We start from the raw sequence: 25201 nt of genomic DNA on the forward strand, positions 1-25201 counted from the left end.
GCCCCTACCGGTAGCTGCCGACGAGGGCTGTGATGATCAGTCCCCACCCGTCGACGAGGACGAAGAGGAGGATCTTGAAGGGCAGCGAGATCATCACCGGCGGGAGCATCATCATGCCCATCGACATGAGCGCGGCCGAGACGACGAGGTCGATGATGAGGAACGGGATGAAGATGACGAACCCGATGATGAACGCGGCCCGCAGCTCGGAGAGCATGAACGCCGGGATGAGCGTGAGCATCGGCACGGACGCCGGGTCCTCGGGGTTGGCGAGGTCGGCGGCGCGGGTGAGGAGCGCGATGTCCTCCTCCCGCGTCTGGCCGAGCATGAACTCCCGCAGCGGGGCCGAGCCGGCCTCGACGGCCGCCGAGAAGTCCAGGCCTCCGTCCAGGTAGGGCTGCACGCCTGCGGTGTTCACGTCTCCGAGGACCGGTCCCATGATGAACAGGCTGAGGAAGAGGGCGAGGCCTGCGAGGACCTGGTTGGGGGGGACCCCGGTGAGACCGAGGGCGTTGCGGGTGAGGGCGAGGACCACGAAGATCTTCGTGAAGCTCGTCATCATGAGCAGCACCGACGGCACCACGGACAGCAGCGTGATGCCGAGGAGGACGACGATCGAGCTGCTCGGGGTGCCGTTCTCGCCACCGAGGTCGACGGAGATGACCGGGGCGTCGACCGGTGCGACCGGGTCGATCGTCACGACCGGGTCCGGGTCGCCGGGGGCGGCGTGGGCGGCCGTGGTGGAGGCGAGGACCCCGGCGAACGCCATGAGCGCGACGGTCAGTGCGAGCAGGAGGGCTCGCACCCCCCGTCCCACGACGGGCGATGCCTGGAGTGTCGTCGTCATCGTCGGACCGTGCGCCCCTGCATGACGTCGAGGGCCTGGCGCCACGTCGAGGGCGACAGGATCGAGTTGTCGAGCGCCCCGGCGCGTCCCGGGGCCGGAGCTCCGGCGAGGACGGCGGCGACGTCGATCTCCTCACGGACCTCGGCGTGCGGGTCCGTGCCGCTGGTCGCGGCGGGTGCTACCGGTGCGGGTGCAGCTGGCGTCTTCTCCATCTGGGCGGCCTCAGCGGCCGCTGCTCCCTCGATGACGGCGTCGAACGCGTCCGGCACCTCGAGGGTGCTCAGCACGGTCACGCCGGCCTCGCTCACGCCCAGGACGAGGCGCTGCCCACCGACGTCGACGACGGTCACCGTGGCCTTCGGGCCCACGGCCTGGCGTCCGACGACCGTGACCTCGACGGCCGGTCCCCCACGCCGGGGGCGGCGCGCGGTGCCCGGGCGTCGGGTCGGTGTGGTGCCCTGGAGCCGGGCCAGCAGTCGTCCGACAGGGCCGTCCCCGCCGTTGCCGTTCGCGGCGTCGTTGAAGCGACGGCCTGCGTACCAGATGAGACCGAGGACCGCCGTCAACGACAGGACGGTCCGCAGCGCGAGGACGGCATAGTCCATCAGGACTGCGCCTCCGAGTGGTCGACGATCTCCGTGATGCGCAGCCCGTAGTCCTCGTCGATGACGACGACCTCACCGCGTGCGATGAGGCGGCCGTTGACCATGAGGTCTGCGGGGCTGCCGGCCACGCGGTCGAGCTCGATGACGGTGCCGGGCGTGAGGTCGAGGACCTGCCGGACGGGCAGCTTGGCGCGCCCGATCTCCGCGGTGAGCGTCATCTCCACGTCGTAGAGCAGACGCAGGTCGGCCGCGCCGCTGCCCGTCCCGGTGGAGGCCGGGGTGGAGGGTGCGCGCTCGGCACGTTCACGGAACCCGAACCACCCGCGGACCTCGCCGGCGGCCTCGAGCGTGAAGACGTGGGTGCCGGGCAGGAACGCCGACGCGGCGTCGTGCATCCGGGCGTCGTCGAGGACGCCCTCGCCGAGCGTCGCGGCGGCGGCCTCGAGCGCGGGCCGCAGGGCGTCGGCGACGGACACGGAGGGACCCGCGCCCGCGAGCGCGTCCTCGACCGCGGCGCGCGCCACGACGACGAGCTCCGCGCTCCGGGAGCCGACGAACGACGCGGCGATGCTCACCTCGTCCGGTGCCGGACCCGAGCCGTCGGTCCGGGCGACCGCGACGAGCGGGACGTCGGACGGGACGAGGCGGGCCAGGGCGTCGGCCGCCCGGCGGGCGGCGTCCTGTCCGGCAGGAGCAGTGTTCATCGGTCGTTCTCCTCAGCATCCACGATCTTGCAGGCAAGTTGGCGTCCGTTGTTCCCGGCGACGCCGCGGGCCAGGACGCGGCCGTCGACGACGACGTCGAGGGGGCGCGCGACCGGGTGGTTGAGGCGCACGACCTCACCGACGGCGAGGTCGAGGACGTCGCGCGGGTGGATCGTGCGGGGTGACAGGCGCACCGAGACGTCGACGGGGACGGTCTGGATGGACTGGTGCAGGCGGTGGCTCGCCTCGGCCCTGCTCTGCTGCTCCTCGGCGGTGCGGACCTCGACGCCCTCGCCCGCGACGAGGGGGGTGAGCAGGACGTCCGCGGGGACCATGATCGTCATCGACGTCGAGTGCTCGGCGATCCCGAGCGCGAAGGTCGCGACGATGACCGCCTCGGAGGCAGGGGCAGCCTGGACGAACTGGGGGCTGTACTGGATCGACCGCACCCGCAGGTCGAGCGGCACGACGGCCGCGAAGGCGTAGCGCAGGTCGGCGGTGGCGCTGGAGAGGATGTCGGTGACGAGCGTCGTCTCGATCTCGGTGAGCTCGCGCGGCTCCTCGTCACGGACGAGGCCTGGTCCGCCGAGCACGTAGTCGATCCACAGCAGCGTGGTCGCGCTCGGGACCTGCAGGACCGCGGTGGAGCGGCTCTGCTCGACGGCGCACAGGACCATCGTCGTGTGCGTGGGGAGCGTGCGGACGTACTCGTCGTACGACACCATCCCGACGTTGTCGAGAGTCGCGGTGACCATGACCCGCAGGCGGGAGGTGAGCTGGGTGCCGAGCTGCCGGGCGAAGGTCTCGAAGGCCATCTCGAACACACGACCGTGCTCACGCACGAGTGTCATGGGCCGACGGAAGTCGTACGCCTCGGGGTTCCCCGTGCGCTGTCGTCGGGCGCTGCCGCGCGCCATGTCCTGAACCGTCACGCATGCCACCATCGGCGCGAGGGTGCCTGGTATGAGGGAAAGCGCCTGTGACGGCCTCGCCCGTGCACGCGACGGGTCGTGCTCTGCGTGGCATCCTGCCGCGCAGCGTTGTTCGGCGCCCTCCATGGCGCCGGCGACTCACCGGCATCCGTGCCGGTCATGACGGGGGTGACGGGTCACCGTGAGCGTGTGCTCACTGCGTGACGTAGTCGGTCAGGTAGACATCGATCACCTCGCCCTCGTACGCCTCGTGGAGGGTGTGCGCGAGCTCGGCCTTGAGGGCGTCGCGCGTGGCGGGGTCGGCGATCTCGGCGACCGTCCTCCCCGAGAACAGGGCGATGGCCGCGTCGCGGGCCTTCGCGGAGTTGAGCTCGTGGGCGCCCTCGGTGAGCTGCAGACCGAGGCCCAGGCGCAGGTAGTGGTCGTCCGCGAGGTTGATGCTCATGGCCTCGACGGTGAGCACCTCACCCGGGACGGGTGCGGGTTCCTCCGCGGGCTCGCCGCCCGCGAAGAGGAAGAAGTAGGCGCCGGCGCCGATGGCCACGAGGACGGTGGCCAGGATGACGAGGAGCTTCTTCTTGCTCTTCGGCGGGTTCTCCTCGGTGCCGGCGGGCTGCTCCGAGCGCGGGGTGATGCCGGCCGCGGCACCGCGGGCCGTGGGCCTGACGGGCGCGTTGACGATGCGTTGCTCGATGGGCACGGGTGCTCACCCCTCCGGGAGGGTCGGGACCAGGGGCAGGAGCTCGCGCACGCGCTCCGGCTGGTCGCTCAGGACGACGAGGTCGACGCGCCGGTTGGCGGACAGACCTTCTGCGGACTCGTTGGGCAGCAGGGGCCGCGCCTCACCGAAACCTACGGCGGCGACGCGTGCCCCGGGCACCTGGCCGGACTCCACCATGCGCCGCAGCACCTGGGTCGCGCGGTCGGACGACAGCTCCCAGTTCGTCGCGTAGCGCGCCGTGGGGACGGCGTTGGCGTGCCCCTCGATGGACACCTCGTTGGGCAGGGCCGCGACGAAGGGGGAGATGGTGTCGACGACGATCTGGGCGGTCTGCGTGAGGTCCGCGCTGTCCGCGGCGAAGAAGACCTCGTCCGTCACCATGCCGATGACGAGCCCACGTTCGTCGACCTTGAACTGGAGCACGCCCTGCAGGCCCTGGGTGGTGAGGGCGGCCTCGATCTGCGCTGCGAGGCTCTCGAGGCTCTGGTACTCGGCGCGCGCCGAGGCGAGGTCCGTCGGGTCGATGGCGTCGACGTCGGTCGGGGTGGAGGCCTGGTCGTGCTTCGCGGTCTCGTCGATGGTGGGGACGATCTCGTCGATCGTCGGGACCACCACCTGGCTGCTCGTCTCCGGCAGGGGGCCGGCGCCGTCGGTGAGGATCGACACCTGCGGTGCACCGAACCCGGCGGCCAGGGACTGGCGCAGCGAGTCGAACTTGTCCTGGTCCACCTGGCTGATGGCGTAGAGCACGATGAAGAGGGCGACGAGCACGGTCATCATGTCCGCGTAGCTCACGAGCCACCGCTCGTGGTTGACGTGCTCCTCCTCGAGGACCTTGCGGCCTCCGCGGCGCCCGGCGCTGCTCATGCGGCGTCCTTGACGCGCTCGTCCGCGGGCAGCAGGCTGCGCAGGCGTTCGCCGACGAGCCGGGGGTTGGCGCCGGCCTGCACGGAGAGCAGGCCCTCGAGGACGAGCTCCATCTGTGCGCACTCGAGCTCGGAGAGCCGCTTGAGGCGGTTGCCCATCGGGAGCCACATGACGTTCGCGGACATGATGCCCCAGAGGGTCGCGACGAACGCCGCGGCGATCATGTGCCCGAGCTCGGACGGGTCGGCGAGGTTCTCGAGGACGTGCACGAGGGACACGACCGTGCCGACGATGCCGATCGTCGGCGCGTAGCCGCCCATGTCGTTGAAGAACTTGTACGACGTCTTGTCCGACTGCCGCTTGGAGTGGATGCGGTCCTCGAGGATGGCGCGCAGGTCCTCGGGGTCGGTGCCGTCGATCGCGGACCGCAGCCCGGACTGCAGGAACTCGTCGTCGATGTCGCGCGCGGCGTCCTCGAGCGCGAGGAGCCCTTCGCGACGGGCACGGTCGGCGAGGCCGACGATCGTCTCGATGGACTCGTGCGCGGGGCGCGGCTTGCGGGTGAACGCACCCGGCACGGCCTTGAGCGCACCGATGGTGTCCTTGAGGGTGCCACCGGCGAGCGTGACGCCGAACGTCGCGACGAACACGAGGATCATCGGCGCGGGCAGCAGCACGGACATGGGGCTCGCGCCCTCGAGGAGGATGGCGACGAGGATGGCGCCGAACGCCACGACGAGCCCGATGAGGGTCGCGGGATCCATCAGCGCTCCTCGTCGACGGACGGCCGGACGAGCGCGAGGTCGGGCTGCCGCTCGCGTCGCACGAGCCGCAGGGCTTCCTCGAGGTCGGAGTCGTCAGGGTGCTCCGGGAGCGCGGGAGCGCTGCGCAGGGTGCGGGCGACGGGTGTCGCACCGCTGGGCGGGCGGGCGTCGTCGCGCTGGATCTCCTGGGACCGGGCGATCATGCGGGAACGGTGCTCGTTGACGAGGTCGATGACCTCGTCCATCGTCTCCTGGACGATGTACTTGGTGCCGTCGACGAGGGTGAGGATCGTGTCCGGTGCGCTGTCGATGCGCTGCACGAGGTCAGGGTTGACCGCGAAGGGGGGGCCGTTGAGGCGGGTCACGACTATCACGTGTTCGTTCCATCCCTGGAGTGGTGCTCGGGTCCGTCCATGAACCCGTCACGGGGCTATTCGGCCGCTCGGTGCCGGATATGAGGCCTGCGCCGGGAGCGTACGAGGTGAGAATGACCGCGTCGCAGCCCGCGGCGGCAGCTGGCCGGGTGCGCGGGCGGGCATCGCCCGCGCACCCGGCGGCCCACGGGCCTGCGAGCGTCAGCGCTTGAGGTTGACGAGCTCCTGGAGCATCTCGTCGGAGGTCGTGATGACGCGGGAGTTCGCCTGGAATCCTCGCTGGGCGATGATGAGGTTCGTGAACTCCTGCGAGAGGTCTACGTTCGACATCTCCAGCGCGCCGCCCACGAGGCCACCGCGACCGCCGGTCCCTGCGGTGCCGATCTGGGGGGCGCCGGAGTTGACCGTGGTGGAGTAGAGCGACCCGCCTGCCTTCTCGAGACCCACGGGGTTGGCGAAGGTGCCGAGCGCGATACGTCCGACCGGGGACTTCAGACCGTTGGAGAACGAGCCCATGATCGTGCCGTCGGCGTTGATGGTGAAGGACTGGAGCGTGCCGGCCTGCTGACCGTCCACCGCGTCCCCGTTGATGGTGGTGACCTTGGCGAACCCGGTGACGGTGGACAGGTCGACGGGCAGGCCGTCGACCGCGAGGGTCTGCGGCGCGACGAGGGCGCCGTTCGCGTCGAACGACACGGGCTGCGTGGCCCCGCCCGCGGCGACGGACCACCCGGCCGCTGCCTTCGTGAACGTCAGGTCGACCATGCGGGCGTTGCCGAGCGTGTCGAACACCTCGACCGGGCGGGTGAGCACCGTGCCGTTCTCGGCGTCGGACGGGAGGTTCCCGCTGAACGTCAGTCCGCTGGTGGCGCTCGCGGCGGTGAGCGCGGTCGTCGGCAGGCGCAGCGCGGTGAGCGGTCCGTTGGGGTCGACGACGCCGTTGACGGCGCCCCACCCCTGGACGAGCGCACCCTCGCCGGTGACGAGGTTGCCGTTGGCGTCGAAGTCGAAGGCCCCGGAGCGCGTGTAGAAGTTCTCGCCGTTCTTGCTCACGACGAAGAAGCCGTCGCCGGAGATCGCCATGTCGGTGCTCCGGTTGGTCACCTGGGTGGCGCCCTGCGTGAAGTTCGTCGTGATGCCGGCGACCTGGACGCCGAGGCCGACCTGCGCGGGGTTCGTGCCACCGATGCCCGCCTGGGCGCCACCGGCGTTGGTGAGGACCTGGCTGAGGGTGTCCTTGAACTGCGTCTGCGAGGACTTGAAGCCGGTGGTGTTGACGTTGGCGATGTTGTTGCCGGTGACGTCGAGCATGGTCTGGTGGCTGCGGAGGCCGGAGATGCCGGAGAAGAGTGAGCGGAGCATGGGAGGTTCCCTTCGGGGACGTGCTGCGGAGTCGTGAGATCGGTGTGCGCCGGTGCGGGCGCGCGGTGCGGGGCGGCCTAGGCGGCCGGCGTCGGGGCGGTCCGTTGGGTGACGGAGGCGACGGAGTCGAGCGCGATCTCCTCGTCGCCGACCGTGACGCTGGGGACCGAACCCTTGTAGGAGACGGAGGACGCGGTGCCGGTGATGGTCTCGCCCGCCCCGTCGGTGTAGGTGACCTGCTGGCCGACGAGGCTGGCTGCGGCGACCCGCATCTGGAGGGCGAAGCTCTCGCTCATCGTCGTCGACAGGGCGGTGAGCTGTTCCATGGACGCCAGCTGGGTGGTCTGGGCCATCATCTGCGTGGTGTCCATGGGCGAGCTGGGGTCCTGGTACTTGAGCTGCGCGACGAGCAGGGTGAGGAAGGTCTCGCCGTCCAGGTCCTTCTTCGCCGGGGACGCGTTCGCACCGGCGTACAGGCCGGTACCGGTGACACCGGGGGTCTCGATGGTCATGGGTGGTGCTCCTTAGGCGAGGACGTCGACGCCGGGAGCGCCGTGAGGACGGGAGGTCGGGGGTGCGGGTGCGGGGACCGTCGCCGCGGGACCCGGCGGCGCACCGCCTCGGTCCGCTCGTTGAGCAGGCCCGCGGTCGGGTCCGCCGCCGGACGCGCCGGTCGCTCCGTCGCCGCGCCCCTGCTCGGACCGTCCGTGGTCCGCGCCGAGGCTCAGCGTGGCGTTCATGCCGCTCCCGGCGAGGTCGCGGCGCAGGTCTGTGAGCAGGGCCCGCAGGCCCTCCCGGGCTGCGTCCGTGGCGCCGAGGAGCTCGATGCGGATCCCGTCCGCACCGATGTGCGCGCGGACCTGGACCGGGCCCAGGTGGTCGGGGTCGACACGCAACGTCATGAGGTGCTCGCCCGGGGCCGCGGTGCGCAGCGCGACGAGGGGCGCCCGCACCTGCTCGGCGAGGGTCGGCGCGTTGGCGGGGGGCGCCGCCGGGGTGGGAGGGGCGGCCGTGGTGCGGTCCGTCCCGGTCACCGCGGCGAGGGCTGGTGCACCGGTGGCGCTGCTCGTGGGTGCTCCGGTGTCCGCAGCGGCCGGTGCGGCTGCTGCGGTGGCCCCGGTACCGGACGCAGGAGCAGCACCGTCGGCCCAGCGCGCCTGGGCCGCCGAGGTGTCGGCGGCGACCTGGGGTCCGGTCGTCGGGTCCGGCCTGCCCGCAGCAGCCCCCACCTGGTCGGCGGTCCGGGCGCCGGGCAGGTGGTCGCTGCCCGACAGCCGCACGCGCGTGCCCTCGACGAGGATGTCGCTCCCGTCGGATGCTCCGGTCCCCGGAGCCTGGCTGCCGTCCGCCGTGCCGGGTGCCGCGCCAGGTGCTGTCTGCTCAGGCGCCGCAGACGTCGCCAGAGCCTGAGCTGCGAGCGCAGCGGCGGTGAGCGTCGGCACCGTGGTAGCGAGCGGAGCAGGAGCCGTGACCGGGGGCGCGGCGAGCGCCGCCGCGGCCACGAGCTCGATCGCCGCGGCGTCGGTCGTGTCGCCAGCGAGCACGGTGGCTCCGCCAGCCGACAACGTCACGTCGCCGGGCAGCGCTGTCGTGCCGTCGGCTGCCGTGCCGTCGGCTGCCGTGCCGTCGGCCAGTGCCGTCGCCTCCCCCGCCGCAGCGGTCGCGTCGCCGCCGGGTGCGCGGCTGGTGTGTGCCCCCAGGGCCGCGGAGCCCGTGGTGGACCGGTCGGAGCCCGTGTCGCTCTCCGCTCCGCGCATGGTCCTGCGGAGCACGGAGCCGTCGTGCGCTCGCGCGTCGGACGCGCGCGTCGCGCCGGCGCTGGAGCGCTGCCCCGGCTCGGGACGGGCGGTCTCACGTTCGAGGGCGCGCCCGAAGTCGTCGGAGGACGTCCCCGCCCGCGGCCCGGAGGGCGCTCCTGGTGCCACCGCTGCACGAGCCAGCTGGATGATCGGTGCACTCATGCTCCACCTCCGGGGGTGCGGTCGGGGGTCCCGCGGCCGGCGATCTCGTCGAGCGCGACCTGTTCGGTGTGGAGGTCCTCGGCCGCTGCGCGCACGAGGTGCTTCTCCTCGAGCTTCTCCAGCGAGACCGAACGTGTCCGGGCATCGGCCCAGGCCATCTCACGCTGCTGCGCGTCGATGGCCGTGACCTCGACCGCGACCGATGCCTCGACGGCCATGCTGCGCAGGGCGACGCGGGTGGCCACGGCGGACCGCCAGGCCGCGGTGTCCGTGCTCGTCGTGAAGTCGTGGGCGCGCAGGGCGCCGTCGGCCGTCTCGCTCATCACCTCTGCGCGGCGGCGGGCGGCGTTGGCCCTCGCGAGGTCAGCAGCCGCCTGCTCCTCCTGGAGCTTGCGGAACCTCAGGAGGCCGGCGAGCCGGAAGGCGCTCATGCGGCCACCCCCAGCTGCGAGACGAGCGCACGCAGGCCAGCCCAGGACTCCTCGGCGGGTGCAGGTTCGTCGACACCCTGCTGGAGGAACCGGTCGATCGGCCCGGAGTTGGTGAGGGCCGCGTCGACGAGCGGGTTGCTGCCGGGGACGTACGCACCGACGTCGACGAGGTCCTGCACGGAGCGCCGCGCGGCCATGACCTTGCGCAGCGCGGTCGCGTCGGTGCGCTGCTGCGGGGTGGTCACCCGGGTGGCGACGCGGGAGATGGACCCGAGGGCGTCGATGCTCGGGAAGTGCCCCGCGACGGCCAGCTTGCGGTCGAGCACGACGTGCCCGTCGAGGATCGACCGGGCCGCGTCGGCGATGGGTTCGTTGTGGTCGTCGCCGTCGACGAGGACGGTGTAGATCCCGGTCACGGACCCGACGGCCGAGGTGCCGGCGCGCTCGAGGAGCTCGGCGAGCAGCGAGAAGGTGGAGGGCGGGTACCCGCGGGTGGCCGGCGGCTCGCCGACGGACAACCCGATCTCCCGCTGCGCCATGGCGACGCGCGTGAGCGAGTCCATCATGAGCACGACGTCCTGGCCGTCCTCGCGGAAGTGCTCCGCGATGCGGGTGGCGACGAACGCGGAACGCAGCCGCACGAGCGCCGGCTCGTCGGACGTCGCGACGACGACGACGGACCGGGCGAGCCCTTCGGGCCCGAGGTCGTCCTCGAGGAACTCACGCACCTCGCGCCCGCGCTCGCCGACGAGCGCGATGACGCTCACGGCCGCATCCGTGCCCCGGGCGATCATCGACAGGAGGGTCGACTTGCCGACGCCGGAGCCGGCGAACAGCCCCATGCGCTGACCGCGTCCGACGGTCGTCAGGGTGTCGAGCGTCCGGACGCCGAGGTTGAGGGGCTGCGCGACGCGCTGGCGCTCGAGCGGGTGCGGGGCACGCCCCTCGAGCTCGACCATGGCGGCGCCGACGAGCGGGCCCTTCCCGTCGATCGGGCGGCCGAGGCCGTCGATGACCCGGCCGAGGAGCCCGGTGCCGACAGGGACGCGCAACGAGCCGCCCGTCGTCCGGGCGGGCAGTCCGGGTCGCACGCCGCGCATCGCCCCGAGGGGCATGCAGCGGGCGGTCCCGGCGGAGACGGCGACGACCTCGGCGAGCATCGACTCGTCGTCGCCGACGCGCACGACGTCGCCGAGCGCGCAGTCGAGCCCGACGACGTCGAGCGAGAGCCCGACGGCTGCCTGGACGCGGCCGACCCGCTCGGGGGCGGCGGCCTGCAGCACCCCGGCCCAGCCGGGGTCGGCGCTGAGCTGGCTCATCGTGCGCCTCCGGTGGGACGCACGGGGGCGGCGTCGCCGAGCACGTCGGAGCGCAGGAGGTCGGCCTCCCCGAGGGCGGTCAGGGCCCGCGCGAACGCGGTGTCGATCGTCGCGTCGAGGAACCCGCCCTCGAAGGTGCTCACGGCGTCGCCGGGTGCGAGGGAGGGGTCGGCGACGATCTCGACGTCGGTGACCTCGCCGGACCCGCGCAGGGCCGCGACGTCGTCGGGGTGCAGGCGCACGGTCTGGATGCGCAGGTCGTGCGGGACGTCGAGGGCCCGGGCGAGCGCTGCTCGCGCGGAGGTGGCGCCGTCACCGAGCTCGTGCGCGAGGACGGCCCGGGCCAGCTCGAAGGCGCGGGTGTGCAGGAGCCCACGGGCGTCGTCGAGCACCGGGACCACGCGCTGCGCGGCGGCGTGCGTCGCGCGCTGGAGGGCGCCGAGCGCGGCAGCGTGCTCGGCGGCGCGACGGGCCTCGTGCTGCGCTGCCTCGTGCCGCAGGCGCTCGTGGAGCACGCGGGTGCTCTCGGCCGCGGCGCGGCTGCCGGCAGCGAAACCGGCCGCGTACCCGGCGACGCGTGCGCGCTCCTGGGTGCCGGTGAGCCGCTCGTCGGTGACGACGGTGAGGCGCGCGGACCCGAACCCGCGGGTCGGCGCGTCGCTCGTGCCGGGGAACGTCGTGTCAGGAGACATATTCGTCCTCCCCCTCGCGGCGGATGACGATCTGCCCGCTCTCCTCGAGGCGACGGATGACCTGGACGATGCTCGCGCGGGCCTCCTCGACCTGCGACATGCGCACGGAGCCGAGGAGCTCGATCTCCTCGACGAGGTTCTCGCTCGCCCGCTCGGAGAGGTTGCGCAGGATCGCGTCGCGCTCCCCGCCGACGGTGCCCTTGAGGGCGAGCGCGAGGGCCGCGGACTCGACGCCGCGCAGCACGAGCTGCAGGGCGCGGTCCTCGAGCAGGACGATGTCCGCGAACACGAACATCCGGCTGCGGACCTCTTCCGCGAGCGCACTGTCCCGGGCCTCGAGCCCTTCGAGGATGAGCTTCTCGGTGCCGGGGTCGGCGCGGTTGATGATCTCGACGAGCGGGGCGACCCCGCCGACGGCGGACGTCTCGCGCGGGGTGAGCACCGCGGACGCCTTGCGGTGCAGGGAGTCGGCGACGACGGCGACGACGTCGGGGGCCGCCCGCTCCATGAGGGCGATCCGGTGCGCGACCTCGGCCTGGGTGCCCCCCGGGAGTCCCGCGAGGATCGCGGACGCGTGCTCGGGGCGCAGGTGCGCGAGCACGAGGGCGACGGTCTGGGGGTGCTCGCCGGACAGGAGCGCGAGGACCTGGCGTGCATCAGCCTGCTGGAGGAACTCGAACGGCTGCCCGGCCATGCTCGTCGCGAGGCGGTCGAGCATGTGCTGCGCCTTCTCGGCGCCCATCGAGGCCTCGAGCAGCTGCTGGGCGTACCCGAGCCCGCCGCTGCTGATCGTCGAGGCGCCGCCGTGGCTCACGGCATGGAACTCCCCGATGACCTCGTCCGCGACCTCCCGGTCGATGCGGTCCATCCGCAGGATCTCGGCGGTGAGCTCCTCGATGGCGGTGTCGTCGAGCTGCGCCATGATCTTCGCCGCGCGGTCGCGGCCCACCTGCATGAGGACGAGGGCCGCCTTCTGCGTCCCGGTCAGTGTCGCGGACTTCATACCTTGGTCCCCGTCTCCATCCAGCCGCGGAGCAGCTCAGCGACCTGCTCCGGTTGCTCGTCGACGAGCGCGGCGACGTCGCTGCGCTGCCGCTCGATGGCGAGCTGCGCCTGGTCCGGGGGGGCGGGTGCCTCGGGGAGCTCGAGCACCTTGGCCGCCGAGGCCTCTGCCTCGAGCTGGCGGAGGGTGTCGAGCCGGGCGAGCTCGCCGAGGTCGAGCGACTCGCGGGGGTCGCTCGTGCGGCCCCGGCGTCGGGCGACGGCGACGACGATCGCCAGGACGATGAGCACGAGGAGCACGGCGCCGGTGATGATGAGCTGGCGCAGCTGGTCGGCCTTCGCCGCCGCGGCGACGTCGGCGCCGGCCGACTCGAGGGCTTGCTGCGCGGCTTCGGCGCCCGTGGTGTCGAAGGCCATCCGGGAGACGGTGACGACGTCGCCCCGCTCGGCGCTCACGCCTGCCGCGGAGGAGACCATGGCTTGCAGGGCCACCATGTCGAGGGCGCCGGCGGCGCCCGCGTCCACGGCCACGGCCACCGACTGACGGCGCACGGTGCCGGGCGCCGCGACGGTGTGCTCGGTGAGCTTGTCGACGGCGTTGCTGGCCTCGGAGGACTCGTTGCGGTAGCTGCCATCGCCCTCGCCGTTCGGCACCGCGATGTTGTCGGGTCCGAGGACGCCCGTCGCTGCCCCACCCGCACCGGTGTACTCCTCGACGGTGCTGCGCTCGGTGAGCGGCGGGACGCCGTCGGCCGCCGTGAACGTCTCCTGCGTCCGCTCGGTGGCGTCGTAGTCGAGCTCTGCGGTGACCGACACGACGGCCTTGCCGGGTCCGACGATCGGGTCGAGCATCGACTGGATGGACGCGGCGACGCGCTGCTCGTACTCGAGGGTCTGCTTGTTGGAGCTCGTCCCGCCGGAGGCTCCGGGGCCGCCGATCGCGGAGAGCACGGCGCCGGTGGAGTCGATGACGGCGACGTCGGTGGTCTTCATGCCCTCGACGCCCGCGGAGACGAGGTGGACGATCGACTGGACCTGGTCGTCGGTGAGGGTGCTGCCGGTGGACGTCTGGATGAACACGGATGCCGTCGGGTCGGCCGTCTCGGAGACGAACACGCTCTCCTCCGGCATCGCGAGCTTCACCGTCGCGAGCTCGACGCCCTGCATCGCGGAGATCGTCTTCGCGATCTCCCCCTCGAGCGCCCGCTTGTAGGTGACGTCCTGCTGGAACTCCGAGGAGGTCATGCCCATCTCGTCGAGCAGCGCGTAGCCGCCGTCGCTCGTCGGGGTGATGCCGCTCGCGGCGACCTTGAGGCGCATGTCGTAGACGGACTCCGTGGGGACCATGACGGTCGTCCCCCCGTTGGTGAGCTCGTACGCGACGCCCTCCGTGGTGAGCTGGTCGACGACGGCACTCGCGTCGGCGGGTGCGAGGTCGGTGTAGAGCGGCGAGAACTGGGGCTTGCTGAACCACGTGCTCAGGGCGACGAGGCCGAGCACGACGACAGCGGCGCCGATGAGCGCGAGGGTGCGCTGGGCGACGGTGAACTCGCGGATGGAGGACGTGAGGCGTCCGAGGGCGGACGAGATCTGCTGAGGCATCAGGCCTGCATCCTCATGATCTCGGAGAACGCCTCGACGGCCTTGTTGCGGATCGCGGCGGTGAGCTCGAGGGTGAGCTTCGCCTCCGACGACGCGATCGTGTAGTCGTGGACGTCGTCGAGGTCACCGGTGACGGCCTTGACGGCGAGGTCGTTGGACGTCTGCTGGAGGCCCTGGAGGTTCTCGATCGCGCCGGTGAGGGTGCTGCCGAAGGCGCTCGAGCTCGCGGAGGTCTCTGTAGGTGACGCCGCTCCGAGGTAGCCGGTGCCGGCGACGGAGGTCGAGGACCCGGCAGCGCCGGTTCCGGTGAGGGATCCGAGGGATCCCAGTGCGGAGATCCCGTCGATCGCGGGGATGCTCATCAGCTGCGTCCGATCTGGAGGGCGGCCTCGTAGGTGGCCTTCGCGCGGTCGACCACGGCGGCGTTGGCCTGGTAGCCACGCTGCGCCATGATCATCTGGGTCATCTGGCTGGACATGTCGATGTCGGGGTAGCGCACGTAGCCCTCGGCGTCGGCCAGCGGGTGGTCGGGCTCGTGGACCAGGCGGCCCTCGGCGCTGCCGAGCTCGATGCCGGCGACCTGCACGCCCTGGCCCTCGCTCGGCTGCCCGACGGCGGTCGCCACGACGTAGCGCGCCTGGAAGGCGGCCTCGTCGGACGGGGTCACGGTGTTCATGTTCGCGAGGTTGTCGCTCACCGCGTCGAGCCACTTGCGGTTGACGGTCATGCCGGTGCTGGCGATGCCGATCGCCCCGAAGGTGGTCATCAGCTCGTCCGCATCGCGGTGCGCAGGGAGGAGAACGTGCCGTCGATCGCCTGGGTCGCGAGCTGGTAGCGCAGGTTGGTGTCGACGTTGAGCAGCGTCTCGGCGTCGAGGTTGACGTTGTTGCCGTCGAGCCGCGTGGGCTCGAGCGAGCGCGCGGTGGTCGCGGTGACGGCGCCGTTGCCGCCGCGAACGGCGGAGGCCAGCTCGTTCTCGAAGGAGACGCGGCCGGCGAGGTAGTTGGGCGTGTTGATGTTCGCCACGTTGTTGGCGATCACCCGTTGGCGCAGGGCAAGCCCGTCGAGCGCGCTGTTGAGCGCGACAAAGGTCACTGAATCGAACACGACCGACTCCAAGGAGTGCGTGGGTGCGGCCGATCCATGGCCTTGATGTGGGAGCCGTCCTGGCAATCCCTGACAGGGGTCCTATCGGCCGTGACCTGGGGTGACGAGAGGAACTCGCCCGGACTTTCTTGCCCCGCGGTGGTCTTTCACCCGCTCCCCCGACCCGTGTGTGGCGGTGTGGGCGGGTTCAGCCGATCGCGTCGATGTACACCGGCACGGAGGGCGCGCGGCGCCCGAGGTCGTCGACGACCTTGAGGTGCTGGCGGGCCGTGCGCGCCGCGGCCGTGAGCTGGGCGGCGATGTCGAGCTGACGCTCGAGGATGCGGCTGGCGCGCCCGCGCAGCGAGTCCGGCAGGGGCCCGAGGTTCTCCGGTGCCCGCCACGCGAGGGTGGAGGACGTGAAGGCGGAGTCGATGAGGTGGCCGGTGGAGATGAGATCGGTGGCCTCGGCGAGGCTCATGTCGAAGACGTCGAGCGCGTCGCTCCAGGTGTCCGTCCAGGACGCGGCCGGCCCGCGGGTCCGGTCCGCCACCGGCGTGGACTCAGCCGACACCGAGGAACCCGCTGCCCGCCAGGACGCGCGCACCCGCTGCCGGGGCGGAGGGCTGCGCAGCGGAGACGAGCTGCGCGGCGGCCTCGTGCCAGGCGGCGCGCAGCGGCTCGACGGCGGCCCGCACGCCCGCCGTGCGGGCGGCGTCCTTGCTGATGTTGGCCTCGATGAGCTCCGTCGTCAGGTGCTGGTAGAGGGCCATGAGACCGGGGGCGCCGTCCCAGGCCTTCACGTCGAGCGTGACCATGAGCTCGGTGATGATGTCCTGCGCATGCGTGAGCTGCGAGTTCGCCTCGGGGATGTCCCCGGCGAGCTGCGCCTTCTCCGCCCTGTCGAGGTCGAGGACCAACCGGTCGTAGAGCATCGTCAGGAGCTTGGCGGGGCTCGCACTGAGGACGGTGTCGTTGAGGAACTGCGCGCGACGCGCGTCCGCGGTCATCAGGTGGCTCATATCCGGCCTATCGGTGAGAGGACGAGAGGTGTGAGGGCTGGTGGGGGTGGTGTTCGCCGGGAGGGCTGAGGGCTAGCCGGACGTGGACAGCGAGGCCAGCTGCCCGGCGAGCCACGACGACTGCGAGTTGAGGTTGCTGAGGGTGACCTCGAGCGCCGAGTACGTCTTCTGCAGGCCTTCCTTGCGGACGGCGAGGCGGCGGTCCCAGTCCTCGACCTGCTGGGTGAGGTTCTTGCTGAAGCTCTCCTGGTTCTGGATCTTCAGCGTGAGGCTGCCGTCGATCTTGTCCGACGCCTTCGTCGCGACCTCCGCCACGCGCTCGGCGATGCCGCTGACGATGCGCTGCACCTTCGCGGGGTCCGCGGCCATGGCCGCGGTGAACTTCGCCTCGTCGAACGTGAAGGTGCCGTCGCGCCCGATGATGATGCCGACCTCGGACGGCGAGAACCCGTCGACCGGGTAGGAGGCTGCGCTGACGAGCGACTGGTTGAGGGACCGCGTCGCACTGTCGCCACCGAGGACGCCGGCGGTGACGACCGTGCGACCGTCCGTGGTCGCGGTGGTCGTCGCGGTGCGGGACGTGATCTCGGAGAACACGACGCCGAGAGCGCCGACGATGTCGGACGCGAGCTTCTTGAGGGCCGCGTCGTCGCGGGCGACCGTGACGGTGACGGGCTTGTCCTCGACGGCGGTGGCGGTGATGCTCACACCGGTGAGCACGTCGGAGAACGTGTTGGTCGCGGACGTCACCGGCTGCGTGCCCCAGAGCGTGATCTGCGCGTCACCGGCGGCGACGATCGCGTCCCCGCGCGCGATGAGCGCGGTGGGTGCGGTGCCTGCCCGGACGTCAGCCTCCGCGACGGTGCCGGCGTGGAGGTCGAACGCGGCGGCCTCGCCGGTCCCCTTGGCGGTGAGCTGGAGGCGGGACTCGGTGGCGGAGATCTTCACGACGCTCGCGGTGATGCCTGCGTCCGCGGTGTTGAGCTTGGCGGCGAACCCGGCGAGATCCGTGACGTCGGTGAGGTCGATGACTGTGGCCTTCGCGGTGTCACCGCTGCCGGTGGCGAGCGTGACGCTCGTCGGGACCGTGCCACCGAAGAGGCCGGCAAGGCTGGAGACGTTGCCCGTCACGGAGGTCTGTGCGCTCGCCAGGCGGTCCACGGTGAAGCTCAGCGAGGACGCCTGCGCGCCGGCCGACGTCGTCGCGGTCACCGTGTTCGTGGTGCTCGACGCCGACACGGCGTTCCAGGACTCCGGCTTGACGGCGGTCTTCGCGGTGTCGGCGAGAGAGGCCACGCGGGTGTTGAGGCCCTGCATGGCCGTGATGAACGCCTGTGTGCCGCTGACCTTCTGCTTGAGGAGGGTCTGCGGCATGGCCTCGACCTGCATGAGCTGGGAGATGAGCGCGGTCGTGTCGAGACCACTGACGAGTCCGTCGATGCCCATACCTGCCATGAGGTGCTCCTGTCGTGCGTTGATGCGAACGGCCCGCTCTGCGGGCCTGAAAATGCCGACCGGCGGTGGCGGGACGGTTGTCCCCCCACCGCCGGTCGATACTGCGGTCCTGCTGTGGTGCCTACTGCTGGTGCTGCTCAGTCAGAGCCAGCCGGATCAACGCAGGAGCGAGAGAACGCCCTGGGGGATCTGGTTGGCCTGCGCGAGCATCGACGTGCCGGCCTGCGAGAGGATCTGCGCACGGGTGAAGGACACCATCTCCTGCGCCATGTCCGTGTCGCGGATACGGCTCTCAGATGCCGACAGGTTCTCGATCGAGACGTTGATGTTCTTGACCGTGTGCTCGAGACGGTTCTGGTTCGCACCGAGCTCCGCACGAGCCGTCGAGACGTTCTTGATCTGCGAGTCGATACGCTCGATCGACGCCTGTGCAGCCGCGTGCGTCGAGAAGTTGATACCCGCGGCCTTGTTGTCGGCGAGGTCGCCCATCGCGGCCTCGTCGTCAGCGACCGCGAGAGCAGTTGCCACGTCCTTCACGCTGGCGGAGTTGAGGTCGACCGCGATCCGGCTGTTGGCGTCGCCATCGGCCCCGACCTGGAAGTTGAGGGCGATACCGCCAGAGCGAACGCCATCTGTCACGGTCGAGCCGGTGTTGCCCTGGAGGAGCGCGGTTCCGTTGAAGTTGGTCGACTCGGCGATGCGGTCGAGCTCGGACACAAGGCTCGTGGCCTCAGTGGCGATGTTCGCGCGCGCCTCCGTGTTGTTGGAGTCGTTAGCACCCTGGACGCCAAGGTCGCGCAGACGCTGCAGGATCGCGTGCGTCTCGGTCAGGGCGCCCTCAGCGGTCTGCACGACCGAGATGCCGTCCTGAGCGTTACGCGCAGCGACCTTGAGGCCACCGACCTGCGAGCGCAGGCCCTCGGAGATCGCGAGACCGGCAGCGTCGTCGGCAGCGCGGTTGATGCGGAAGCCGGAGGAGAGCTTCTCGAGGCTCTTGCTCAGGTCGTTCTGCGTGTTGGAGAGGTTGCGGTAGGAGTTGACTGCCGCGATGTTCTGGTTGATCGAGAGACCCATGATGATCTTCTTCCGTGAAAGGGGGCCGGACTGCGGCGCCCATCCGTGGGCTGCCACACGTCCTATCGGAGGGCACCCCCCGGTGTTAAGGATTCTGCGAAGAGTTTTTCCGCGAGCATCCGGCGGCCCCCACCGCCCGGGTGCGGACAGCAGAACACCCCGGCGCCATCACAGGGCACCGGGGTGTTCTGACCGTGCAGGCTGGCGTCAGCCGACCGCCACCAGGCCGTGGGACTGTCCGCTCGCGACCGGCCGCACGGCGGCAGTAGCGGCCGCGCCGGCCATCGCCACGGACGCACCGGCGATCGCGACGGACGCACCGTTGCGCGCCGCGCGCTCGGCGATGGACGCGAAGTACTTCTCGCGGCGACGCTGTGCCACGCCCTCGGGCTGGGCAGGCGCCGCGACGTGCGACGGGTCGAGGTGGGTGTTGAGGCCGTCGCGCAGCAGGATCATGGCCTCGGAGCGCAGCTGGCTCACGCGGGACTGGGTGACGCCCAGGTCCTTGGCGATGTCGGTGACGGACCGGTCCTCGAAGAAGATCTGCTCGACGACGGTGCGCAGGCGCTCCGGGAGGGTCTCGACCGCGGCGCGGAGGAAGACGAGGCGCTCGCTCGTCATGAGCGCCTCCTCGGGGCCGACCTCGCGGGCGGGGAGGACGTCGGCGAGAGCGCCGTCGTACCCCTCGAGGCTGAGGACGCGGGTCGCGGCGTGCTCGCGGGCCGTGTCGACCTCGGCGACCTCGATGCCGAGCGAGGCGGCGATCTCCTCGCGGTTCGGGGTCCGGCCGAGCTCGGCGGTGAGCTCGTCGGCGACCGTCGTGACCTTGCGGGCACGCTGGCGGGCTCCGCGGGAGACCCAGTCCATGGAGCGGAGCTCGTCGACCATGGCCCCGCGGATGCGGATGGCGGCGTACCGGTTGAACGGGACCCCGGTGGTCGCGTCGTAGGCCCGGGCGGCCTGGACGAGGGCGACGGCGCCGGCGGAGGCCAGGTCGTCGCGGGACACGTGGCTCGGCACTCGCATCAACATCTCGCTGACGTGGTACCCGATCAGCGGGAGGTTGTCCGTGACCAGCTGTGTCTGGCCCGCGTCCATGGTTTGCATGGCTTAAGAATCATTCGCTGAACGCTGGAACTCAAGGCTTCAACCAGTCTTTCACCCGGTCCCGATCACAACCTGTCTCACCCGGCAATGGGGAGAACTCCCCATGGGGTCCCCATCTGCGTGCAACCGCTTTCCTTCACCCCCTCTCTCACCTGCGAAAACGCTTGCCACGCACCCCCTGCCGGGATGGGGAGACCCGTCGTACTGTGGGTGAGACGGCGACACCGGGTGAGATCTGCCGGGGGAACCCTCATAGAGGACGTCCGGCACCCGATGGGAGCCTTGAACGATTCCAGACGACGGACCACGAAGGAGTAGGCACTGATGAGCCTGCAGGCCCTGACCAGCGTGCTGTGGCGCGAGCGCCAGCTCCTCGAGCTCCTGCTCTTCAAGCTGGAAGAAGAACAGCTGCTCCTCACCACCGGCAGGACGCGGTGGCTCAGCCACGCGACCCGCGAGGTCGAGAACGTCCTCGAGCAGATCCGCGAGGTCGAGCTCGGTCGGTCCGTCGAGTCCGACACCGTCGCCCGCCTCCTGGGTCTCGAGCCCGGTCGCAGTCTCCACGAGCTCGCCGAGCACGCCCCCGAACCGTGGGACGAGCTCCTCCGGGCGCACCGGCAGGCGTTCCTCGAGCTGACCTCCCAGATCGACGCGCTGGCCGCCGGGAACCGCGAGCTGCTCGCCACCTCCCACCGCGCGACGCAGGAGGCCCTGGCGAACCTCCAGTACGACGCGCACACCTATGACGCGAAGGGCTCGACAGCGAACCGCGAGGTCGCTGCGCGCCTCCTCGACCAGAACTTCTGAGGGCACACCCACCATGAGCACCTTCTCCGGACTGTCCACCGCACTCAGCTCCCTCACGGCCCAGCGCCAGGCGCTCGAGGTCGCGGGCCAGAACATCGCCAACGCCAACACGGTGGGCTACACGCGCCAGCGCGCAGAGCTGCAGTCGATCGGGTCCGCCCAGACCGCGACGATGTTCGCCCGCGGCGACGGCATCGGCAACGGTGTCCAGGCCACCGGGATCTCCCGCCTCGGTGACCTCTTCCTCGACGCCCGCGTCCGCACGACCACCTCGTCGGCCGCCTACCTCGCCGAGCGCACCGAGGCGTACACGCGCCTCGAGTCCACGATCGCCGAGCCCGGCGCCAACGGCATCGCCCGCCAGCTCGACGACTTCTGGGCGAGCTGGCAGGACGTGTCGAACAACGCCGGGAACGCGTCGAGCGACGGCGCCGGACAGGTGCTCATCGAGGGTGCGAACGCCGTCCAGCGCGCCATCGCGACCGGCTACGACGCCGTCGCGACCCAGTGGGACCAGACGCGCGGCAAGGCCGAGTCGCTCGTCTCCGAGATCAACACCACCGCGGCATCCGTGGCGGAGCTCAACGACAAGATCCGCCAGATCGAGGGCTCCGGCGGGACCGCCAACGAGCTCAAGGACCAGCGCGACCTCCTCACGACCTCCCTCGCCGCGCTCTCCGGCGCCACGGTCCGGCTGCGCGACGACGGCATGGTCGACGTGAGTATCGGCGGCAACCCGCTCGTCTCGGGTGACCGCGCCCAGCGCCTCGTCGTCACCGGCAGCCCCGAGCTCGCCGGGGCCGCAGCCGACCCCGTGCGTGTCCAGTGGGACCGCACCCCGTCCAGCCCCGCGACGCTCGACGGCGGCCAGCTGGCGGGAGTGCTCAGCGTCCTCGCCCCGGCGGAGACCGACGGCACGGGCGGACTGCTCGCGCAGGCCGCGGAGTCCTACAACTCGCTCGCACGCACCCTCGCCTCGAGCGTCAACGAGATCCATCAGCGCGGCGTCGTCCACGAGCCGGCCGCGGACGGCAGCACCGTCCAGCGGCCCGCAGGAGCGGTCTTCAGCTTCAGCGGGACCGGACCGGCGGCGCTCGCCCTGTCCGTCGCCCTCACCAGCCCCACGCAGATCGCCGCAGGCACCGGCGGCACCGACGGGTCGATCGCCGACGCGATCTCCCAGCTCGGCTCCGCCGCCGGGTCGCCCGACACTCAGTGGTCGGCGTTCGTCGTCTCCATCGGGGTGCGCGCGAAGTCGACCGCGCAGAGCGCGACCGTCGCCGAGGTGGCGCGCTCCACCGCAGCGAACCTGCAGCTCGCCCAGACGAGCGTCGACCTCGACGAGGAGTCGGTGAACATGCTCGCCTTCCAGCGCGCCTACCAGGGAGCGTCTCGCGTCATGACCGCGATCGACGAGATGCTCGACCAGCTCATCAACCGGACGGGGGTCGTCGGCCGATGATCACACGAGTCACGCACCAGACCGCTCAGCGCACGTCGCTGGCGAACCTCCAGGCGAACCTCACGAAGATGTCGAACCTCCAGGCCCAGGCCTCGAGCGGGAAGATCATCAACAAGCCCTCCGACGACCCCGCGAAGGCCGCCGAGGCGATGGCCCTGCGCAAGGAGCAGCGCGCCGTCGAGCAGTACGCCCGCAACGCCCAGGACGGCGTCAGCTGGCTCACGACGATCGACTCCGCCATCGGCTCCTCGGTGGACCTCATGCAGCGTGCCCGCGACCTCACCGTCCAGGGTGCGAACTCCGGGGCGCTCAACCGTGAGGGCCGCGAGGCGATCGCCGTCGAGCTCGAGGGCATCCGCGACGCACTGCTCGCCCAGGCCAACACCACCTACCTCGGCCGGCCCGTCTTCGCCGGCACGACGAACGGCCCGGCGTTCAGCATGCAGGACGGCGAGGTCGTCCACGCAGCGAGCAACGGACCCGTGGAGCGGCGCATCAGCGGTTCGCAGACCGTCCGCGTGGACGCTGACGGCGCGGCGACGTTCGGCACCGGCGCGACCTCCGCCTTCGCGACGCTCACCGACGCCGCCGCGACCCTGCGAGCAGGCGGGACGGTGGCGCCCATGATCGACACCATCGACAGCCACCTCGGCGCCATGCTCACGCAGGCCTCGAGCGTCGGCGCACGCACCAACCAGCTCACGGCGGCCCAGGCGATGCTCTCCAACCAGTCCCTCACGCTCCGCAGCGACCTGTCGGGCGTCGAGGACATCGACCTCGCGCAGACGATCATCGAGCTGCAGATGCAGGAGGTCGCCTACCAGGCCGCCCTCGGTGCGACGTCGCGCGTCCTGCAGCCGAGCCTCATGGACTACCTCAAGTGATCACCGACGTGCACTTCCTCGAGGCCCTGCCCGGTCTGAGCCCCGGTTCCGACTTCGCACTCACGTGCCTCGACGACCAGGGCCTGCTCTTCAGCCTCCGCGGCGGACCCGGTGGGACGACGAGGTTGTTCGCCGTGCAGCCCGGCCCGTACTTCGCGGACTACGAGCCGACGATCGGCACCGATGCCCTCGAGGCACTCCACCTCACCGACGACGACGACCGGCGCGCGGTGCTCGTCATCGTCACCCCCGGCACGGACGGGACGCCGACGACGGCGAACCTCCTCGCACCGCTCGTGCTCAACACCGAGACCGGTGACGCACTCCAGGTCATCCTCGACGGTGCCCCGTGGCCGCTGCGCGCGCCACTCGTCGCCGCCTGACCTCCCTCACCCGTCGACACCACACTCCGTCACCGCGCACACACCGAGGACCACCCATGGACCACCAGCGATCGATGACACCCGGGCACGCCGACACGCAGCACGCGGTCCGTCCCCAGCCGCAGAGCGACACGACATGGGCAGAGCGCGGCCCCGCGGCACGCCCCGCGCGCCCCACGGCGGCCGTGGCCGCGACGCCGCCGATCTTTGCCCGCCTCGCGATCGTCGACCGCCACCGGGACGTCCTCGCGTACGCGCTGCCCATCGTCAACCCGCTCGACCGGGGACCGGCCGAGCTCAACGGCCCGCTCAACGAGGCGTACCGCACGCTCGAGCTCCAGCGCTACATCGCGGACCGTCCAGCCTTCATCTGGGCGACGGCGGAGATGCTCGACGGCAGCATGCCGTTGCCCCCGAGCGCGGGCGGGGTAGGCCTGCTCCTGCACCCCGATGCGACGCGGCCCGCCGACGGTGCGGAGAAGATCATCGCCCTGTCGCTCCGCAAGGTCCCGACGATCCTCGTGAAGTTCACCGACCTCCCGGGCCAGCGCGCGCTGCTCCCGTTCGTGTCCCACGTGATGATCGACATCTCCGACCCGACGCTCGACCTCCAGGAGCTCACCCGGATCGCCCAGAACGCCGGGGTGACCGTCATCGCGGAGAACGTGCACGGCAGCGCCGCACCCGCACGCGCGTGGTCCCTCGGCGTCGACTACATCATGGGATCGATCTACCAGCAGGACATCCCCCCGGTGAACCGGGACCTCGCCCCTGGGGAGATCCAGTGCCTCGAGGTCGTCCGGCTCCTCTCGCAGGACGACGTCGACACGGGCCGCATCGCCGAGGTCCTCAGCAGCGACCCCGAGATGACGATGCGCGTGCTGCACCTCGTGAACTCCGCGGCGGTGGGCATGCCCCAGCGCATCGACTCGCTGCACCGGGCGATCGTCATGCTCGGCCCGACGCGCCTGACGACGCTCGTCATGGCCTCGCTCATCAACTCTCGGGTGCGCCAGATGGACGCCCTGTGGTTCCTCCTGGCGCGCGCGGCGGCGTGCCGCGAGCTCATCGGGAACGACACCGGGTACACCGTGGGTCTCCTCTCGGCGTTCGCTGAGGAGACCGGGATCAGCGTCTCCACGATCATCGAGAAGACGATGGTGTCGGCTGAGGTCGGCTCCGCGCTCACGGCGCACACGGGCGACCTGGGGATCGCGCTGCGTGCTGTCATCGCCCACGAGCAGGGAGACGAGCGGACGATCGTCGACACCGCGTGGACGCCGGCGCAGGTCGCAGAGGCGTACCTCACGGCTCTTCCGTGGGCCCTGGAGACGGTCCGCCAGCTCAACATGCACTGACCCCGCTCACGGCGCTTCCTCTCACGGGGACACAGACTCCCACGGGGACACAGAAGAGCCCTTGGCCCATCCCGGCCAAGGGCTCTTCTGTGTCCCCGCGCTCGTGAGGAGCGTGAGCAACCCGCCGGCGCTCACAGGGCCGAACCGCAGGCGGCAGGCGGCACGCGGCACGCACCGCGCGCCGGGCGCCGCGCGCCGGGCGCCGCGCGCCGGGCGCCAGGCGCCAGGCGCCGCGCGCCGCGCGCCAGGACGCGCGTCGCGCGCACGGCATGCGGTGCCTGTCACCAGGCGGGTGGCGGAAAGTGTCTGGGTACGACGAAGGCCCACCCCTTGAGGGGTGGGCCTTCGACAATGGTTGTCCGGCGGCGTCCTACTCTCCC

At 71.4% G+C, this 25201-nt stretch carries 29 protein-coding genes; 5 read left to right on the forward strand and 24 right to left on the reverse strand.

Features of this window, described 5'->3' with window-relative positions; genetic code table 11:
• Positions 1-4: 4 nt before the first annotated feature.
• From fliP to AC2AXK_RS13600, 24 genes are all read right to left on the reverse strand, one after another.
• Entirely contained in the window at positions 5-847 is an 843-nt protein-coding gene (gene fliP, locus AC2AXK_RS13485) for a flagellar type III secretion system pore protein FliP (protein ID WP_484345900.1), read from the reverse strand.
• Entirely contained in the window at positions 844-1452 is a 609-nt protein-coding gene (locus AC2AXK_RS13490; protein ID WP_484345901.1) for a FliO/MopB family protein, read from the reverse strand. The genes fliP and AC2AXK_RS13490 overlap by 4 nt, the downstream gene beginning before the upstream one ends.
• Positions 1452-2156, reverse strand: coding sequence for a flagellar motor switch protein FliN (gene fliN, locus AC2AXK_RS13495; protein WP_484345902.1), 705 nt, complete (start codon positions 2154-2156; stop codon positions 1452-1454). Before fliN ends, AC2AXK_RS13490 begins: the two co-directional genes overlap by 1 nt.
• The gene (locus AC2AXK_RS13500) at positions 2153-3088 is read right to left on the reverse strand and encodes a flagellar motor switch protein FliM (RefSeq protein WP_484345903.1); all 936 of its coding nucleotides are present in this window, start codon (positions 3086-3088) and stop codon (positions 2153-2155) included. The genes fliN and AC2AXK_RS13500 overlap by 4 nt, the downstream gene beginning before the upstream one ends.
• Before the next feature lie 193 nt (positions 3089-3281).
• Positions 3282-3788, reverse strand: a complete 507-nt coding sequence (locus tag AC2AXK_RS13505; protein ID WP_484345904.1) for a flagellar basal body-associated FliL family protein — start codon at positions 3786-3788, stop codon at positions 3282-3284.
• A gap of 6 nt (positions 3789-3794) precedes the next feature.
• Positions 3795-4676: a flagellar motor protein MotB gene (locus tag AC2AXK_RS13510; protein WP_484345905.1), complete on the reverse strand. Its 882-nt coding sequence runs from the start codon at positions 4674-4676 to the stop codon at positions 3795-3797.
• The gene (locus AC2AXK_RS13515) at positions 4673-5440 is read right to left on the reverse strand and encodes a motility protein A (RefSeq protein ID WP_484345906.1); all 768 of its coding nucleotides are present in this window, start codon (positions 5438-5440) and stop codon (positions 4673-4675) included. The genes AC2AXK_RS13510 and AC2AXK_RS13515 overlap by 4 nt, the downstream gene beginning before the upstream one ends.
• Positions 5440-5814 carry a flagellar FlbD family protein gene (locus tag AC2AXK_RS13520; RefSeq protein WP_484345907.1) on the reverse strand — a complete coding sequence of 125 codons (375 nt, stop codon included), beginning with the start codon at positions 5812-5814 and terminating at the stop codon, positions 5440-5442. The genes AC2AXK_RS13515 and AC2AXK_RS13520 overlap by 1 nt, the downstream gene beginning before the upstream one ends.
• Positions 5815-6015: 201 nt before the next feature.
• Positions 6016-7176 carry a flagellar hook protein FlgE gene (locus tag AC2AXK_RS13525; RefSeq protein WP_484345908.1) on the reverse strand — a complete coding sequence of 387 codons (1161 nt, stop codon included), beginning with the start codon at positions 7174-7176 and terminating at the stop codon, positions 6016-6018.
• A 77-nt stretch (positions 7177-7253) separates the two neighbouring features.
• A complete protein-coding gene (locus AC2AXK_RS13530) occupies positions 7254-7688 on the reverse strand; it encodes a flagellar hook capping FlgD N-terminal domain-containing protein (RefSeq protein WP_484345909.1) in 435 nt (144 codons plus the stop codon).
• 12 nt (positions 7689-7700) lie between these two features.
• Positions 7701-9137 (reverse strand): flagellar hook-length control protein FliK, encoded by a 1437-nt coding sequence (locus tag AC2AXK_RS13535; RefSeq protein WP_484345910.1) that lies wholly within the window; start codon positions 9135-9137, stop codon positions 7701-7703.
• A complete protein-coding gene (locus AC2AXK_RS13540; protein ID WP_484345911.1) occupies positions 9134-9568 on the reverse strand; it encodes a flagellar FliJ family protein in 435 nt (144 codons plus the stop codon). Before AC2AXK_RS13540 ends, AC2AXK_RS13535 begins: the two co-directional genes overlap by 4 nt.
• The gene (locus AC2AXK_RS13545) at positions 9565-10887 is read right to left on the reverse strand and encodes a FliI/YscN family ATPase (protein ID WP_484345912.1); all 1323 of its coding nucleotides are present in this window, start codon (positions 10885-10887) and stop codon (positions 9565-9567) included. The genes AC2AXK_RS13540 and AC2AXK_RS13545 overlap by 4 nt, the downstream gene beginning before the upstream one ends.
• Positions 10884-11579, reverse strand: a complete 696-nt coding sequence (locus AC2AXK_RS13550; protein WP_484345913.1) for a FliH/SctL family protein — start codon at positions 11577-11579, stop codon at positions 10884-10886. The genes AC2AXK_RS13545 and AC2AXK_RS13550 overlap by 4 nt, the downstream gene beginning before the upstream one ends.
• Complete coding sequence (fliG, locus tag AC2AXK_RS13555) at positions 11569-12582, reverse strand: flagellar motor switch protein FliG (protein WP_484345914.1); 1014 nt, start codon at positions 12580-12582, stop codon at positions 11569-11571. The genes AC2AXK_RS13550 and fliG overlap by 11 nt, the downstream gene beginning before the upstream one ends.
• Positions 12579-14183, reverse strand: coding sequence for a flagellar basal-body MS-ring/collar protein FliF (gene fliF, locus AC2AXK_RS13560; RefSeq protein WP_484345915.1), 1605 nt, complete (start codon positions 14181-14183; stop codon positions 12579-12581). Before fliF ends, fliG begins: the two co-directional genes overlap by 4 nt.
• Positions 14183-14545, reverse strand: coding sequence for a flagellar hook-basal body complex protein FliE (fliE, locus tag AC2AXK_RS13565; RefSeq protein WP_484345916.1), 363 nt, complete (start codon positions 14543-14545; stop codon positions 14183-14185). The genes fliF and fliE overlap by 1 nt, the downstream gene beginning before the upstream one ends.
• A complete protein-coding gene (flgC, locus tag AC2AXK_RS13570; protein WP_484345917.1) occupies positions 14545-14949 on the reverse strand; it encodes a flagellar basal body rod protein FlgC in 405 nt (134 codons plus the stop codon). Before flgC ends, fliE begins: the two co-directional genes overlap by 1 nt.
• Positions 14949-15290 (reverse strand): flagellar basal body rod protein FlgB, encoded by a 342-nt coding sequence (gene flgB, locus AC2AXK_RS13575; protein WP_484345918.1) that lies wholly within the window; start codon positions 15288-15290, stop codon positions 14949-14951. The genes flgC and flgB overlap by 1 nt, the downstream gene beginning before the upstream one ends.
• 187 nt (positions 15291-15477) lie before the next feature.
• On the reverse strand, positions 15478-15843 hold the full coding sequence (locus tag AC2AXK_RS13580; RefSeq protein WP_484345919.1) for a hypothetical protein: 366 nt from the start codon (positions 15841-15843) through the stop codon (positions 15478-15480).
• Positions 15833-16279, reverse strand: coding sequence for a flagellar export chaperone FliS (gene fliS, locus AC2AXK_RS13585; RefSeq protein WP_484345920.1), 447 nt, complete (start codon positions 16277-16279; stop codon positions 15833-15835). Before fliS ends, AC2AXK_RS13580 begins: the two co-directional genes overlap by 11 nt.
• Positions 16280-16363: 84 nt before the next feature.
• The gene (fliD, locus tag AC2AXK_RS13590; RefSeq protein WP_484345921.1) at positions 16364-17746 is read right to left on the reverse strand and encodes a flagellar filament capping protein FliD; all 1383 of its coding nucleotides are present in this window, start codon (positions 17744-17746) and stop codon (positions 16364-16366) included.
• Between the two features lie 156 nt (positions 17747-17902).
• Entirely contained in the window at positions 17903-18820 is a 918-nt protein-coding gene (locus AC2AXK_RS13595) for a flagellin N-terminal helical domain-containing protein (protein ID WP_484345922.1), read from the reverse strand.
• A gap of 207 nt (positions 18821-19027) precedes the next feature.
• The gene (locus AC2AXK_RS13600) at positions 19028-19927 is read right to left on the reverse strand and encodes a sigma-70 family RNA polymerase sigma factor (protein ID WP_484345923.1); all 900 of its coding nucleotides are present in this window, start codon (positions 19925-19927) and stop codon (positions 19028-19030) included.
• 324 nt (positions 19928-20251) lie between these two features.
• Here AC2AXK_RS13600 and flgN point away from each other — a divergent pair, with 324 nt between their 5' ends.
• The 5 genes from flgN to AC2AXK_RS13625 are packed head-to-tail and all read left to right on the forward strand — an operon-like array spanning position 20252 to position 24821.
• The gene (gene flgN, locus AC2AXK_RS13605) at positions 20252-20734 is read left to right on the forward strand and encodes a flagellar export chaperone FlgN (protein WP_484345924.1); all 483 of its coding nucleotides are present in this window, start codon (positions 20252-20254) and stop codon (positions 20732-20734) included.
• 13 nt (positions 20735-20747) lie between these two features.
• Positions 20748-22196, forward strand: a complete 1449-nt coding sequence (gene flgK / locus AC2AXK_RS13610) for a flagellar hook-associated protein FlgK (RefSeq protein ID WP_484345925.1) — start codon at positions 20748-20750, stop codon at positions 22194-22196.
• Complete coding sequence (gene flgL / locus AC2AXK_RS13615) at positions 22193-23080, forward strand: flagellar hook-associated protein FlgL (RefSeq protein WP_484345926.1); 888 nt, start codon at positions 22193-22195, stop codon at positions 23078-23080. Before flgK ends, flgL begins: the two co-directional genes overlap by 4 nt.
• Entirely contained in the window at positions 23077-23463 is a 387-nt protein-coding gene (locus AC2AXK_RS13620; RefSeq protein WP_484345927.1) for a flagellar assembly protein FliW, read from the forward strand. Before flgL ends, AC2AXK_RS13620 begins: the two co-directional genes overlap by 4 nt.
• A 56-nt stretch (positions 23464-23519) precedes the next feature.
• Positions 23520-24821, forward strand: a complete 1302-nt coding sequence (locus AC2AXK_RS13625) for an EAL and HDOD domain-containing protein (protein WP_484345928.1) — start codon at positions 23520-23522, stop codon at positions 24819-24821.
• The last annotated feature ends 380 nt before the right edge of the window (positions 24822-25201 follow it).

It is taken from the genome of Sanguibacter sp. Z6_81, from assembly GCF_057180625.1.

Coding starts and splice junctions, on each gene's coding strand:
- AC2AXK_RS13530 (WP_484345909.1), bottom strand. CDS start 7,688: ATGACCATCGAGACCCCCGGTGTCACCGGTACCGGCCTGTACGCCGGT.
- AC2AXK_RS13595 (WP_484345922.1), bottom strand. CDS start 18,820: ATGGGTCTCTCGATCAACCAGAACATCGCGGCAGTCAACTCCTACCGC.
- flgL (WP_484345926.1), top strand. CDS start 22,193: ATGATCACACGAGTCACGCACCAGACCGCTCAGCGCACGTCGCTGGCG.
- AC2AXK_RS13490 (WP_484345901.1), bottom strand. CDS start 1,452: ATGGACTATGCCGTCCTCGCGCTGCGGACCGTCCTGTCGTTGACGGCG.
- AC2AXK_RS13540 (WP_484345911.1), bottom strand. CDS start 9,568: ATGAGCGCCTTCCGGCTCGCCGGCCTCCTGAGGTTCCGCAAGCTCCAG.
- fliE (WP_484345916.1), bottom strand. CDS start 14,545: ATGAGCATCCCCGCGATCGACGGGATCTCCGCACTGGGATCCCTCGGA.
- AC2AXK_RS13550 (WP_484345913.1), bottom strand. CDS start 11,579: ATGTCTCCTGACACGACGTTCCCCGGCACGAGCGACGCGCCGACCCGC.
- AC2AXK_RS13510 (WP_484345905.1), bottom strand. CDS start 4,676: ATGAGCAGCGCCGGGCGCCGCGGAGGCCGCAAGGTCCTCGAGGAGGAG.
- AC2AXK_RS13600 (WP_484345923.1), bottom strand. CDS start 19,927: ATGCAAACCATGGACGCGGGCCAGACACAGCTGGTCACGGACAACCTC.
- fliD (WP_484345921.1), bottom strand. CDS start 17,746: ATGGCAGGTATGGGCATCGACGGACTCGTCAGTGGTCTCGACACGACC.
- fliP (WP_484345900.1), bottom strand. CDS start 847: ATGACGACGACACTCCAGGCATCGCCCGTCGTGGGACGGGGGGTGCGA.
- flgC (WP_484345917.1), bottom strand. CDS start 14,949: ATGACCACCTTCGGGGCGATCGGCATCGCCAGCACCGGCATGACCGTC.
- AC2AXK_RS13625 (WP_484345928.1), top strand. CDS start 23,520: ATGGACCACCAGCGATCGATGACACCCGGGCACGCCGACACGCAGCAC.
- AC2AXK_RS13525 (WP_484345908.1), bottom strand. CDS start 7,176: ATGCTCCGCTCACTCTTCTCCGGCATCTCCGGCCTCCGCAGCCACCAG.
- AC2AXK_RS13515 (WP_484345906.1), bottom strand. CDS start 5,440: ATGGATCCCGCGACCCTCATCGGGCTCGTCGTGGCGTTCGGCGCCATC.
- flgN (WP_484345924.1), top strand. CDS start 20,252: ATGAGCCTGCAGGCCCTGACCAGCGTGCTGTGGCGCGAGCGCCAGCTC.
- flgK (WP_484345925.1), top strand. CDS start 20,748: ATGAGCACCTTCTCCGGACTGTCCACCGCACTCAGCTCCCTCACGGCC.
- AC2AXK_RS13545 (WP_484345912.1), bottom strand. CDS start 10,887: ATGAGCCAGCTCAGCGCCGACCCCGGCTGGGCCGGGGTGCTGCAGGCC.
- fliG (WP_484345914.1), bottom strand. CDS start 12,582: ATGAAGTCCGCGACACTGACCGGGACGCAGAAGGCGGCCCTCGTCCTC.
- fliS (WP_484345920.1), bottom strand. CDS start 16,279: ATGACCGCGGACGCGCGTCGCGCGCAGTTCCTCAACGACACCGTCCTC.
- fliN (WP_484345902.1), bottom strand. CDS start 2,156: ATGAACACTGCTCCTGCCGGACAGGACGCCGCCCGCCGGGCGGCCGAC.
- fliF (WP_484345915.1), bottom strand. CDS start 14,183: ATGCCTCAGCAGATCTCGTCCGCCCTCGGACGCCTCACGTCCTCCATC.
- AC2AXK_RS13535 (WP_484345910.1), bottom strand. CDS start 9,137: ATGAGTGCACCGATCATCCAGCTGGCTCGTGCAGCGGTGGCACCAGGA.